This window comes from Listeria monocytogenes (genome assembly GCF_900187225.1).
GTDB lineage: Bacteria > Bacillota > Bacilli > Lactobacillales > Listeriaceae > Listeria > Listeria monocytogenes.
On the sequence record NZ_LT906436.1, the window covers coordinates 186,162 to 198,118 of the forward strand.

Sequence of the window (11,957 nt, forward strand, 5' to 3'; positions counted from 1 at the left end):
AATTATGAGCGGGAAGCCTGTAATACATGAATTTATAGTCGTAGAAGGACGGGACGATACAACGGCAATTAATCGTTCAGTTATTGCCGATACCATTGAGACTAATGGATCTGCCCTTTCACAAGAAACAATAGAAAAAATTAGACATGCGCAAGAACTTCGCGGCGTTATTATTTTTACAGATCCAGATTTTCCAGGTGAAAAAATCCGAAAACAAATTGACTCAGCGGTACCAGGCTGTAAACACGCTTTTATCAATCGCCAAGATGCTTTACCAAAAGCTGGTCGCGGCCTTGGAGTGGAACATGCCAGTAGCGCTAATATTCGTGAAGCATTAGAAAACTTCCATACGAGTGGGGCGCCCACTGAAAAACAATTTATTTCCAAAGATATTCTTATTCATCTCGGTCTTCTTGGAGGAGTGGGAGCGAAAGAACGCCGAGAAAAAATCGGAAATATACTAAAAATTGGTTATACAAACGGAAAACAACTACAAACCAGACTAGAATCATTTGCAATCAGTGAAGAACAGTTAGTAGCCGCGTGCCAAAAGATTATGCAGGAGGAAGAAAATGAGTAAAGATATTGCAACTCCCGGAAGAACGACAGAAATCCTAAAGAAGTATGGTTTCTTATTTAAAAAAAGTCTTGGTCAAAACTTTTTAATCGACAGTAATATTTTGACGCGGATTACAGATACAGCCGAAATAACAAAAGAAACAAACGTCATCGAAATCGGACCGGGTATCGGCGCGCTAACAGAACAATTAGCCAAAACAGCGAATGAAGTCGTTGCTTTTGAAATTGATCAACGTTTACTGCCAATTCTTGATGATACGCTGAGTGCTTACAATAATGTCAAAGTAGTCCACGGAGACGTGCTAAAAGCAGATGTAGAAGAAGTCATCGCAGAGCAATTCGCGAAGCCAGAACTACCACTAAAAATCGTAGCCAATCTTCCGTATTACGTAACCACACCAATTATTTTAAAACTTCTACACGATAATATCCCGGCAGATTCGATGACATTTATGCTTCAAAAAGAAGTTGCGGACCGGATAAGTGCAGTTCCAAGTACGAAAAGCTACGGAAGCCTAACAATCGCTATCCAATTTTACATGGAAGCAGAACTAGCCTTTATCGTGCCAAAAACCGTCTTTATGCCACAACCAAATGTTGATTCCGCAGTAATTCATCTGAAGCGTCGCAAAGAACCATTAGCTGAAGTGAACGACGAAGAATTTTTCTTTGAAGTAACAAGAGCTTCGTTTGCTCAAAGAAGAAAAACGCTTTGGAATAACTTAGCTTCAAAATTTCCAGCTTTAAAACCGCGCAAAGACGAGTTGGTAGAAGGTTTAAATGCCATTGGTATAGACTTAATCCGTCGTGGAGAAACGTTGGATATTCCGGAATTTGCTAAATTAAGCAACTTTTTAGGTGATTTTTTAAAGGAAAAATAATTTTTTTCAAAAAAAGCGCTTTCTTAGTTGACAGTTAGCCCTTCCAACTGTTAAAATATTTGGTTATTGATTTCGGAGCCGAACTATGCTATAATGGATATTAGTGAGGTGGAAAATAAATGCCAAAAACCATTGCAAGCATTAAGACGAATTTAGATTCTAGATTAGGTAAAGCATTGACATTGAAAGCAAACGGTGGTCGTAAGAAAACGATTGAACGTTGCGGTATCCTAGCTGAAACATATCCATCCGTTTTCATTGTGGAGCTTGATCAAGATGAAAACAACTTTGAAAGAGTATCCTATAGTTACACGGATATCTTAACAGACGCAGTAGAACTTGTATTTACAGATGATAATAAAGAATTAGCTTTATAATGAAGCTGAAGTAGCCGGACCATATAGCGTGGTTCGGTTTTTGCTATACATAGAAGTTGTTTTGGGCCGCTAGCTACATATTTTTTCTTTCATATGATAGAATAGAAAAAGAGATTTTGAACGCGGAGGCCAAGAAAAATGAAAATAAGCATTACAGCACCAGCTAAAATTAATCTTTCACTTGATGCGCTGTACAAACGTGAGGATGGCTATCATGAAGTGGAAATGGTGATGACAACAATCGACCTTGCTGATAGATTATACTTAGAACGCTTAGACGAAGACAAAATTGTGCTGGATGTAAAAGCGCACTTTATTCCAGAAGATCGTCGCAATTTAATTTATCAAGCGGCCCTCCTTTTAAAGAAGCGTTTTGACGTAAAGATGGGTGTGCGCATTACAATTGATAAGCATATTCCTGTTTCTGCGGGACTTGCTGGTGGTAGTTCAGATGCAGCTGCAGCGCTCAAAGGATTAAATGTCATTTGGGAACTTGGTCTTTCAATAGAAGAATTAGCCGAAATTAGTTCAGAAATTGGTTCTGATATCGCTTTTTGCGTATACGGCGGAACAGCGCTAGCAACTGGACGCGGGGAGAAAATTTCTGCGTTACCTAATATTCCTGGTTGTTGGATTGTACTTGCTAAGCCGAGCATTAGCGTGTCAACACCCACTATCTATAAAGAACTTCAAGTAGACAATGTAGAACACCCAGACACACAAAAAATGATTGAATCCATCAAAAATGGTGATTTAGACGGGATTTTTGCGGCTACAGGGAATGTGCTAGAGTCTGTGACATTAGAAAAAAATCCGCAAGTTAAACGAATAAAAGATCGGATGTTAGCGTTTGGTGCTGAGGCGGCTCTAATGAGTGGTAGCGGTCCGACAGTGTTTGCGCTTATCAAACAGTACTCCAGAGCAAAACGTGTCTATAACGGCTTGCGTGGCTTTTGTGAGGAAGTTTATATGGTTAGACCATGGAGTGAAGGCGAGAACGATACAAATATAAATTATTAATGAATGAGAGGGGTCAAAGAAATGAAAATTATTTTTAATGCAGATGATTTTGGGATTAGCCCGGGAGCAGTTTATGGTATTTTAGAGTCGTATAAGCGAGGCGTTGTGAAATCTACCACGCTTCTTGCTAATAGCCCGGCATTTGATTTGGCAGTAGAAGTAGCGAAAGAAAACCCAGGTCTCGATATTGGTGCACATTTGACTCTGACATTTGGCTCTCCTGTTCTTCAAGGGTTAGAAACGTTAACGGATGATGATGGGCGTTTCCGCAGAAATTATACCTCGCTTGAAAATGGCTTAGCTGATGTAGATATGAATGAGGTGGAGCGCGAGTTAACTGCGCAAATCGAGAAAATTCTAGATGCAGGAATTACTATTTCTCATTTTGATACACATCATTCGATTGAGCCGCTAATTTATCCCGTGCAACATAAACTAGCAGAAAAATACGGTGTGAGCATTCGACGTCATTCTGATGTTTCGGATTTCGGTGCTATAAAAACTCCTGATTTGTTCGCTACGGAGTTTTATGCAGACGGTGTATCTTTTGAAACGATTAAAAAATTAGTGCAAAAGCATATTGGGACGAATGACGTAGTCGAAGTGATGACTCATCCAGCATTTATTGATGAAACATTGCGCGAAATATCTAGTTACGTAGAGCCACGCATCAAAGAAGTTTCAATTCTAACTTCAAGAGAACTACAAGCATATTTAGGCCAACAGGAAGTAGAGATTATTAGTTTCCGTGATTTATAAGAGCATGAACCTGTCAAAGGATGTTTATTTGGCAGGTTTTTTATTACGTTAAAATAATAAATGTTGTCAATTTTATAGAAAACGTTTTATAATAGAGAAAATACGGACAAAATACGTGAAATAGCTTTTTAATATACGGAATTTTATCAAAGGGAGAGAGATTATGAAGATTCGTCGCAGTGAACGATTAATTGATATGACGCAGTTTCTATTATCGCATCCGCGAAAGTTAGTGCCGCTTACGATGTTTGCTGAACGTTATGGCTCAGCTAAGTCTTCTATTAGTGAAGATTTGGTCATCATAAAGAAAACATTTGAAGATAGAGGGATTGGTACGCTCGAGACTGTTCCAGGTGCTGCTGGTGGTGTGCAATACATTTCGATAGCGGGAAATGACGATGTGCTGGATTTTGTGCATACGCTATGTAATAGAATTGCGGAACCAAACCGTTTGCTTCCAGGGGGCTATTTGTACTTATCTGACCTACTTGGAGAACCAGTAACGCTCAAAGCAATTGGTAAAATTTTAGCAACGAAATTCAATAACCAAAAAATAGATGCGATTATGACTGTTGCGACTAAGGGTATTCCGATTGCGCAAGCGGTTGCTGAACATTTAAGCGTCCCATTTGTTATCGTACGTCGTGATAGCAAAGTGACAGAAGGCTCAACCGTAAGCATTAACTATGTTTCAGGCTCATCCAAACGAATCGAAAAAATGGAATTATCCAAACGAAGCTTAGCTGAAGGCTCTAACGTAGTAATCGTGGATGATTTTATGAAAGCTGGAGGAACAATCAATGGCATGAAAAATCTGCTAGAAGAATTCAACGCGCATTTAGTTGGAATTGGTGTGTTAGTTGAATCCGAATATGCGGAAGAGCGCTTAGTGGATGATTACGTATCTCTTGTAAAAATAAAAAATGTGAACATGAAAGAAAAACAAATCGAAGTTGTTGATGGGAATTACTTTAATAGTTGATTCTAAACCCTGGAAAAATATTCTGGGGTTTTTCTTTTTTGAGACGAATTGCTACTAAAAACAAATCAGCCCTCCGATGTACTTCACTCAGTTAACTTTTGTGGTAGAATGAATTCTATCGTTGCTACATAAAATTCAAGGCTTCTAGACATTAGGAGCAGAAGGAGAACATTCATGAAAAAATGGGTTAAATGGTTAATTGTTATCGTTATTATCGCAGTAGTAGCCGTTGGTGCGGTTTTCTTGCTGTCGAAAAATAGTGGCTCCGTAACACAAGAAAAATTAGTTACAGCCAAAGTAAAACAAGGAGATATGAAAATCAATGCTACAGGAACAGGCGCGATTTCTCCGGTAAACACACAAGTTCCAGATTACGATGAACTTCAATTAGTAGCGCAAATGGACGAACTTGATATTCCTAACATCAAGAAAGACCAAGAAGTAAAAGTCACAGTAACAGCATTACCTGACAAAACTTATACAGGAAAAGTGAAAGAAATCGCAGAACAAGGTCAAGTCCAAAATGGTGTGTCTAGCTTCTCCGTAATCATTTCTCTTGATAAAACAGACGACTTAAAAGCGGGTATGACTGCTGATGCTTCCATTTTAGTAAATGAGAAAAAAGATGCGCTATACGTTCCAATTGAAGCTGTTCAAAAAGACAGTGACGACAAATATTACGTATTAGTCCCAGAAGAAAAAGACAATGGGAAAACGAAAAAAGTGAAGAAATTTGTAGAAACTGGTCTTCATAATGAAGATAATATCGAAATCACTAAAGGTGTTAAAAAAGGCGAAAAAGTAATCCTTCCTACACAAGAAACTTCTACGGTTCCTGGTGCTCCAAGCTAAGTTTTTTGTAAGTACAAATTAGACAAATTGTATGAAGGAGGGATAAACATGCCAAAACCGCTAATTGACATGAAAAATTTAACGAAAACATATACGCTAGGCGGAGAAACTTTTAAAGCATTAGACGATGTTACTTTTACCGTTGAGCAAGGCGAGTTTTTATCCATCGTTGGCCCGTCCGGTTCCGGTAAATCTACTTTAATGAATATGATTGGCTGTTTGGACGTTCCGGATGAAGGCAGCTATCACCTTGATGATGTAGATGTTTTTAAACTGAGCGATAATAAACTATCCGAAATCAGAAATAAAAAAATCGGCTTTATTTTTCAGCAGTTTAATTTGCTTCCAAAATTATCTGCCTTTGAAAACGTGGAACTACCACTAATTTATGCAGGACTAAGTGTTTCTGCACGAGAAAAAGCCGCAATCGAATGTTTGGAAAAAGTAGGCTTACTTGAAAAGCGTAGAAACTTACCAACGCAACTTTCTGGTGGACAGCAGCAACGTGTTGCTATCGCTAGAGCACTTGCTGGCAAACCGCAAATTTTGCTAGCAGATGAGCCAACTGGTGCGCTTGATTCGAAAACTGGTAAAGAAGTAATGGGGATCCTGCAAGAATTGAATCGCGCTGGAAACACCATTGTTATGATTACACATGATCCAACTATCGCCTCTTACGGTACAAGAAGTATCCGTATTCAAGATGGTAAATTATTCCATGAGGAGGCGACCCAAGCATGAACGTTCTCCAAAGTATGAAAATGGCATGGAAACAATTAAAGGCAAGTAAATTAAGGTCTTTTCTAACCATGCTAGGTATTATTATTGGTGTCGCATCTGTTATTCTTTTAGTATCTCTTGGAAATGGTGTGACGCAAGAAGTTGATGATCAAATGGGCGATTTGGGTTCGAATTTAATCACAGTAGTTAATAGTTCGGTTAATCCAAACGACAAATATACGTATGATGAAGTAATGAAATATCAAAACATTGATGGAGTAAAAAGCGTTTCTCCAGAATTATCTGGACAAGTCAATGCAACTTTTGATTATAAGAGTTCAAGTAATAAAGTGATAGGCACGAATGACCAGTACAAGGCCGCACGTAGTCTAGAAATGAAAGAAGGGCGTTTCCTTCTACCAATTGATACTGAATATGGCCAGAAAGTAGCTGTAATAGGCTCTACGGTAGCAAGTGATCTATTTGGTTTTGGGGATCCGATTGGCGAAACCATTAGATTAAACGGGATGCCATACAAAGTTGTTGGTGTATTGAAAGAAAAAGGTGCCTCAATGATGGGATCAAGTGATGATCAAATCTTTATTCCGATTTCTTCCGCTCAAAGGCTCTTAAAAGATACGAACGTTCGTACAATTTATGTAGAAACAAAATCTGCTGAAGATGTTGATTTTGTAGTAAACACACTAGAATCACGTCTTGCAATTAAATTTGGCGACGAAAAAGAACAAGAAAAAAATGCTTCATCTGCACAAATGGGACCATCTTATCAAGTCATCAATCAACAAGAGATTCTCAATGCTTTCAACACGATTAGTACAACCCTAACTACTGCGCTTGGTGCGATTGCTGCCATTTCGCTTGTTGTTGGTGGTATTGGAATTATGAATATTATGCTAGTTTCTGTTAGTGAGCGAACGAGAGAGATTGGTATAAGAAAAGCGCTCGGAGCTAAAAAACGGGCCATTCTGTTACAATTCCTAATTGAATCCATTGTTATTAGTGTCTGTGGTGGGGTTATCGGTATTATTATCGGTGTCTCAGGAGCGCTCATATTTGGCTCCGTCGCAGGTATATCGTCAGGAATAACTGCAGGAACCATTATATTCTCCTTCGTATTCTCACTATGTATTGGAGTGATATTTGGTATCGCACCTGCTAATAAAGCTTCGAAATTAAGACCAATTGACGCATTAAGATCCGAGTAAATAAAAAGAAGCCCGAAATGAGCTGTTTCGGGCTTCTTTTTATACTAAAATTAGCGGCTAAGTTGTCTTGTCATCTATATTTAATCTTTTTGTCACAATTAAACGCTTTCAATAGCCAGTTTTGGTAAAAAATTTAGAATAAAAATAAAATTAATTCTCGCAACGTGCATTAGAATGGGGTTTTGGGGGAATATAGTCTCTGTTGGTTAATTAGCTTAAATGGTTTAGAGAAGTATAAAAATGTAAATATATGAGCTCTGTAAACTCATAAATCCTATAGATATTGTATACAATTATCTTCGAAAAATGATAAATCAAATACCGTTTTACTGGTGTTATTGTCTGCAAAATAGTATGATGATTACAGATTGATACTGTGATGGCAATGGTTTTGAAGTTTTTATACGTATAATGATAATTATTGTATACAAAACAAAAACTAGAAGGAACAATCTGTAAAAGTCAACGATTTTCAAAAAAAAAAACTTTTTTTTAGATTACAATTCACAAAGTTGTCAAATTTAGTTTTTTTTATTATTATGTTCATAGGGAAGAATTTTACGTGAATATTGCTTGCTTTATAAAAGTAATTTTTTCTATGGGGGAATTTTTCTCGAGTGTGTACTTAAGTTGCATGTGAGCATTGTTTACTAGCAGCGCAACTAGATTAAGGTGGTGAAGATAATGGAGATTACAGATGTGAGATTACGACGTGTTGAGACAGATGGGAGAATGAAAGCTATTTCTTCAATAACGATTGACGGTGAGTTTGTTATTCACGACATTCGTGTCATCGATGGCAACGAGGGATTGTTCGTAGCTATGCCTAGTAAACGTACGCCGGATGGTGAGTTTAGAGATATCGCTCATCCAATTAACTCAGGCACCCGTGCAAAAATTCAAGAAGCCGTTTTAGCTGCTTATGAAGTAGCGGACGAACCAGCAGTAAACGAAGAAAGTTCTGCAGACGAAAGTATTGTAGAAGAAAACTAAAAAAATCCTCGGTTAGGGAGAACGTTGTTGGGAACAGTTGGGGGATAAATACCTAAGATTTTAGCTGGGATAAGCAGATTCTTTTTGAAAGAGGCAAATGGGATAAGGAGTGACTAATAATGCAAGTAACAGATGTGAGATTACGTCGTGTAGAAACTGATGGAAGAATGAGAGCGATTGCTTCAATCACTTTAGATGAGGAATTTGTAGTTCATGATATTCGCGTTATTGATGGGAATAACGGTTTATTCGTAGCTATGCCAAGTAAACGTGGTGTTGACGGTGAATTCCGTGATATCGCTCACCCAATTAATTCCGACACTCGTGCAAAAATTCAAGAAGTAGTTTTAGCTGAATATGAGCGCGTTGGTGAAGAAGAAGCGACTGCGGTAACAGAAGAAGAATCTGAATCCGTTTCTGCTGAATAATTTAAAATTTTCAAGGGCTGGCTTAGTGCCAGCCCTTTTTGTGTGGAAGAAGCATGAAAAAAATCATAAATAGCCTTGGTCTTCTATTTTGGCTATGGTATAATTAATAGCAGATTATAAAACAGGGAGGAGAATTTTAAATGATGTTGCAAAAACAGGTCCATTTTAGAAATTTTTTTTGTAGCATACGTGTCAATTCTTCTTTTAGTAAGCAAATAAATAATCATACTATATCTTTCGGAATTTTCAAACAAATAAAACTTTAAATTGAATCTTTACCTAAAAAAAGTAGGTAAGGTTTTTTATTTGGGTGCATTCTTGAAAAAATGTAAATTTTACGTTATCATTCATAGTGGATGAATAGTGAATATTGGAGGTTCTATATAATGTCAAAACGATATGCTGTAGTGCTTGCTGCTGGCCAAGGCACACGGATGAAATCAAAACTTTATAAAGTATTGCATCCTGTTTGTGGAAAACCAATGGTCGAACATGTAGTAGATCAAATTTCAACGCTTAATGTTGATAAAGTGGTTACGATTGTAGGTCATGGAGCTGAGAAAGTACAAGAGCATTTAGCAGGTAAAAGCGAGTTTGTAAAACAAGATGAACAACTTGGAACGGCACATGCGGTACTTCAAGCGAAAGCAGAACTTGCAGGTAAAGACGGTGTGACTCTAGTTGTTTGTGGGGACACACCTTTAATCGAAGCTAGCACGATGGAAGCTTTACTTAAATATCACCACGAAAAACGTGCAAAAGCAACTATTCTTACAACAGTTATTGAAGATCCTACAGGTTACGGTCGTATTATTCGTGATGACCTAGGCATTGTAGAAAAAATCGTAGAACATAAAGATGCAACAGAAAAAGAACAACGTATTTCAGAAATTAACACTGGAACATATTGCTTTGACAATAAAGCTCTTTTTGAAGCGTTAGAGAATGTTTCTAACGATAATGTGCAAGGAGAATATTACTTACCAGATGTTATTAAAATTTTAAAAGATTCGGATGAAGTCGTTGCGGCTTACAGAATGGAGTCTTTCGAAGAGTCACTTGGAGTGAACGACCGAATTGCCCTAGCTGAAGCGTCCAAATTAATGCAACGTCGAATTAACGAAAATCATATGCGTAATGGCGTAACGCTTGTTAATCCTGAAAGCACGTATATTGATATAGATGTAAAAATTGGTCAAGATACAGTAATTGAACCTGGAGTTATGCTTCGTGGGAAAACTGTAATCGGCGATGATTGTGTGGTTACAAGTGGCTCGGAAATCGTAAACAGTGTTATCGGTGAAAGAGTGCATGTTAGAACTTCTTCCATTTTCGAAAGTAAAGTTGGAGATGACGTTCAAATTGGTCCATATGCCCACCTAAGACCAGAATCTGACATTCACGATCATGTGAAAATCGGAAATTACGTCGAAACGAAAAAAGCAGTTGTTGGTGAAGGAACTAAATTACCACATTTCATTTATATGGGAGATGCGGAAATTGGTAAAAACGTCAATGTTGGTTGCGGAAGTATTGCTGTTAATTATGATGGCAAAAACAAAGCTAAAACCATTATTGGTGATAATGTCTTTGTAGGTTGTAATTCAAACCTGATTGCACCTGTCAAAGTGGGCGACCGAGCTTTCATAGCCGCTGGTTCCACAATTACAAAAGATGTTCCTGAAGATGCGCTAGGTATTGCTCGCGCGAAACAAGACAACAAACTTGGTTATGCGAAACATTTGAATCATGGTAAATAACTTCCAATTGGAAAGTTTAAAATTTTAATAAAAAATAGTGGAGGCTGATTATGTCAAACGAGTATTTTGATCCAAAGTTGAAGATTTTCTCGCTAAATTCTAATCGTGAACTAGCTGAAGAGATTGCGAAAGAAGTAGGTATTGAGTTAGGGAAATCAAGTGTTACTCATTTTAGTGATGGAGAAATCCAAATTAACATTGAAGAAAGTATCCGTGGTTGTCATGTATATGTTATTCAATCAACGAGTAATCCTGTAAACCAGAATTTAATGGAACTTTTGATCATGATTGATGCGTTGAAACGCGCTTCCGCAGCAACAATTAATATTGTTATGCCTTATTATGGTTATGCACGTCAAGACCGTAAAGCAAGAAGTCGTGAACCAATCACAGCGAAATTAGTAGCAAACTTAATCGAAACTGCTGGTGCAACAAGAATGATTACACTTGATATGCATGCACCGCAAATCCAAGGTTTCTTTGATATTCCAATTGATCACTTGAATGCAGTTCGCCTTCTAAGTGACTATTTCAGCGAACGTCATTTGGGTGATGATCTAGTAGTGGTTTCACCTGACCATGGTGGAGTTACTCGTGCCCGTAAAATGGCTGATCGTTTGAAAGCGCCGATTGCTATTATTGATAAACGTCGTCCGCGTCCAAACGTGGCTGAAGTAATGAACATCGTTGGTAATGTAGAAGGAAAAGTTTGTATTATTATTGATGATATCATTGATACAGCTGGAACAATCACACTTGCTGCTAAAGCATTGCGTGAAGCTGGCGCAACAAAAGTTTACGCATGTTGTTCGCACCCAGTTCTTTCAGGTCCGGCTATGAAACGTATTGAAGAATCGCCAATCGAAAAATTAGTTGTTACAAACTCCATCGCTCTTCCAGAAGAAAAATGGATTGACAAAATGGAACAACTATCTGTTGCAGCTCTTCTTGGTGAAGCAATCGTACGCGTTCATGAAAATGCTTCTGTAAGTTCTTTATTCGAATAAAATATAAAACAGTATTCCTCATTGAGGAATACTGTTTTTGATTTAATTTAATTTTCCTGTGATACCATCATATAGAAAAATACAATATTCTTGTGGATCCCATTGGTTAAAAATAAGTTCTTTTTTATGAAATTGTTTTGGTTTTATCCCGTTAGTTTCTAAATATTTTTTGAATTCTTCTGCTTGAGCGTTCATGTCTCATCCCCCAATCGTTTTTTATCGCCCTTTTTTAAAATACCCTAAAAACATTAGGCAGTAACAACAATTGTTAGCTGTTGAAAGAAAGTCACGCTAAATGATGTTTTTTACATATAGGATTTTATTATACAAATTTTGATTTCGCAAAAGAAATGCATACATATTTAAAAACGGA

Annotated in this window: 13 protein-coding genes and 1 pseudogene; 13 read left to right on the forward strand and 1 reads right to left on the reverse strand. The window is 37.6% G+C overall.

What is annotated here, in order from left to right; genetic code table 11:
- Window positions 1-4 precede the first annotated feature (4 nt).
- The 13 genes from rnmV to CKV70_RS00950 all read left to right on the forward strand — a co-directional run bounded on the left by rnmV (window position 5) and on the right by CKV70_RS00950 (window position 11,584).
- Entirely contained in the window at window positions 5-580 is a 576-nt protein-coding gene (gene rnmV / locus CKV70_RS00890) for a ribonuclease M5 (RefSeq protein WP_003733143.1), read from the forward strand.
- A complete protein-coding gene (gene rsmA, locus CKV70_RS00895) occupies window positions 573-1,460 on the forward strand; it encodes a 16S rRNA (adenine(1518)-N(6)/adenine(1519)-N(6))-dimethyltransferase RsmA (RefSeq protein WP_003722718.1) in 888 nt (295 codons plus the stop codon). Before rnmV ends, rsmA begins: the two co-directional genes overlap by 8 nt.
- Window positions 1,461-1,579: 119 nt before the next feature.
- Window positions 1,580-1,837: a biofilm formation stimulator Veg gene (gene veg, locus CKV70_RS00900; protein WP_003718261.1), complete on the forward strand. Its 258-nt coding sequence runs from the start codon at window positions 1,580-1,582 to the stop codon at window positions 1,835-1,837.
- A gap of 138 nt (window positions 1,838-1,975) precedes the next feature.
- Complete coding sequence (ispE, locus tag CKV70_RS00905; RefSeq protein WP_003722719.1) at window positions 1,976-2,857, forward strand: 4-(cytidine 5'-diphospho)-2-C-methyl-D-erythritol kinase; 882 nt, start codon at window positions 1,976-1,978, stop codon at window positions 2,855-2,857.
- Between the two features lie 21 nt (window positions 2,858-2,878).
- Window positions 2,879-3,616 carry a chitin disaccharide deacetylase gene (gene chbG / locus CKV70_RS00910; RefSeq protein WP_003722720.1) on the forward strand — a complete coding sequence of 246 codons (738 nt, stop codon included), beginning with the start codon at window positions 2,879-2,881 and terminating at the stop codon, window positions 3,614-3,616.
- A gap of 163 nt (window positions 3,617-3,779) precedes the next feature.
- Window positions 3,780-4,598, forward strand: a complete 819-nt coding sequence (gene purR, locus CKV70_RS00915; RefSeq protein ID WP_003722721.1) for a pur operon repressor — start codon at window positions 3,780-3,782, stop codon at window positions 4,596-4,598.
- Between the two features lie 174 nt (window positions 4,599-4,772).
- On the forward strand, window positions 4,773-5,450 hold the full coding sequence (locus CKV70_RS00920) for an efflux RND transporter periplasmic adaptor subunit (protein ID WP_003722722.1): 678 nt from the start codon (window positions 4,773-4,775) through the stop codon (window positions 5,448-5,450).
- Window positions 5,451-5,498: 48 nt separating this feature from the next.
- Window positions 5,499-6,191: an ABC transporter ATP-binding protein gene (locus CKV70_RS00925; RefSeq protein WP_003722723.1), complete on the forward strand. Its 693-nt coding sequence runs from the start codon at window positions 5,499-5,501 to the stop codon at window positions 6,189-6,191.
- Complete coding sequence (locus CKV70_RS00930; RefSeq protein ID WP_003722724.1) at window positions 6,188-7,396, forward strand: ABC transporter permease; 1,209 nt, start codon at window positions 6,188-6,190, stop codon at window positions 7,394-7,396. Before CKV70_RS00925 ends, CKV70_RS00930 begins: the two co-directional genes overlap by 4 nt.
- Before the next feature lie 684 nt (window positions 7,397-8,080).
- Window positions 8,081-8,389: a septation regulator SpoVG gene (spoVG, locus tag CKV70_RS00935; protein ID WP_003722725.1), complete on the forward strand. Its 309-nt coding sequence runs from the start codon at window positions 8,081-8,083 to the stop codon at window positions 8,387-8,389.
- A 119-nt stretch (window positions 8,390-8,508) separates the two neighbouring features.
- Window positions 8,509-8,817, forward strand: coding sequence for a septation regulator SpoVG (gene spoVG, locus CKV70_RS00940; protein WP_003722726.1), 309 nt, complete (start codon window positions 8,509-8,511; stop codon window positions 8,815-8,817).
- Window positions 8,818-9,203: 386 nt separating this feature from the next.
- On the forward strand, window positions 9,204-10,577 hold the full coding sequence (glmU, locus tag CKV70_RS00945; protein WP_003722727.1) for a bifunctional UDP-N-acetylglucosamine diphosphorylase/glucosamine-1-phosphate N-acetyltransferase GlmU: 1,374 nt from the start codon (window positions 9,204-9,206) through the stop codon (window positions 10,575-10,577).
- A gap of 50 nt (window positions 10,578-10,627) precedes the next feature.
- Window positions 10,628-11,584, forward strand: coding sequence for a ribose-phosphate diphosphokinase (locus CKV70_RS00950; RefSeq protein ID WP_003722728.1), 957 nt, complete (start codon window positions 10,628-10,630; stop codon window positions 11,582-11,584).
- Window positions 11,585-11,641: 57 nt separating this feature from the next.
- Here the strand turns inward: CKV70_RS00950 and CKV70_RS00955 are convergent.
- Window positions 11,642-11,779 (reverse strand): annotated as a pseudogene (locus tag CKV70_RS00955) (transcriptional regulator); the annotation flags it as partial.
- Window positions 11,780-11,957 lie beyond the last annotated feature (178 nt).

Excerpts from the sequence above, each read along its gene's own strand:
- veg (WP_003718261.1), top strand. The coding sequence starts at position 1,580 with ATGCCAAAAACCATTGCAAGCATTAAGACGAATTTAGATTCTAGATTA.
- CKV70_RS00925 (WP_003722723.1), top strand. The coding sequence starts at position 5,499 with ATGCCAAAACCGCTAATTGACATGAAAAATTTAACGAAAACATATACG.
- spoVG (WP_003722726.1), top strand. The coding sequence starts at position 8,509 with ATGCAAGTAACAGATGTGAGATTACGTCGTGTAGAAACTGATGGAAGA.
- glmU (WP_003722727.1), top strand. The coding sequence starts at position 9,204 with ATGTCAAAACGATATGCTGTAGTGCTTGCTGCTGGCCAAGGCACACGG.
- spoVG (WP_003722725.1), top strand. The coding sequence starts at position 8,081 with ATGGAGATTACAGATGTGAGATTACGACGTGTTGAGACAGATGGGAGA.
- CKV70_RS00920 (WP_003722722.1), top strand. The coding sequence starts at position 4,773 with ATGAAAAAATGGGTTAAATGGTTAATTGTTATCGTTATTATCGCAGTA.
- purR (WP_003722721.1), top strand. The coding sequence starts at position 3,780 with ATGAAGATTCGTCGCAGTGAACGATTAATTGATATGACGCAGTTTCTA.
- CKV70_RS00950 (WP_003722728.1), top strand. The coding sequence starts at position 10,628 with ATGTCAAACGAGTATTTTGATCCAAAGTTGAAGATTTTCTCGCTAAAT.
- rnmV (WP_003733143.1), top strand. The coding sequence starts at position 5 with ATGAGCGGGAAGCCTGTAATACATGAATTTATAGTCGTAGAAGGACGG.
- CKV70_RS00930 (WP_003722724.1), top strand. The coding sequence starts at position 6,188 with ATGAACGTTCTCCAAAGTATGAAAATGGCATGGAAACAATTAAAGGCA.
- rsmA (WP_003722718.1), top strand. The coding sequence starts at position 573 with ATGAGTAAAGATATTGCAACTCCCGGAAGAACGACAGAAATCCTAAAG.
- chbG (WP_003722720.1), top strand. The coding sequence starts at position 2,879 with ATGAAAATTATTTTTAATGCAGATGATTTTGGGATTAGCCCGGGAGCA.
- ispE (WP_003722719.1), top strand. The coding sequence starts at position 1,976 with ATGAAAATAAGCATTACAGCACCAGCTAAAATTAATCTTTCACTTGAT.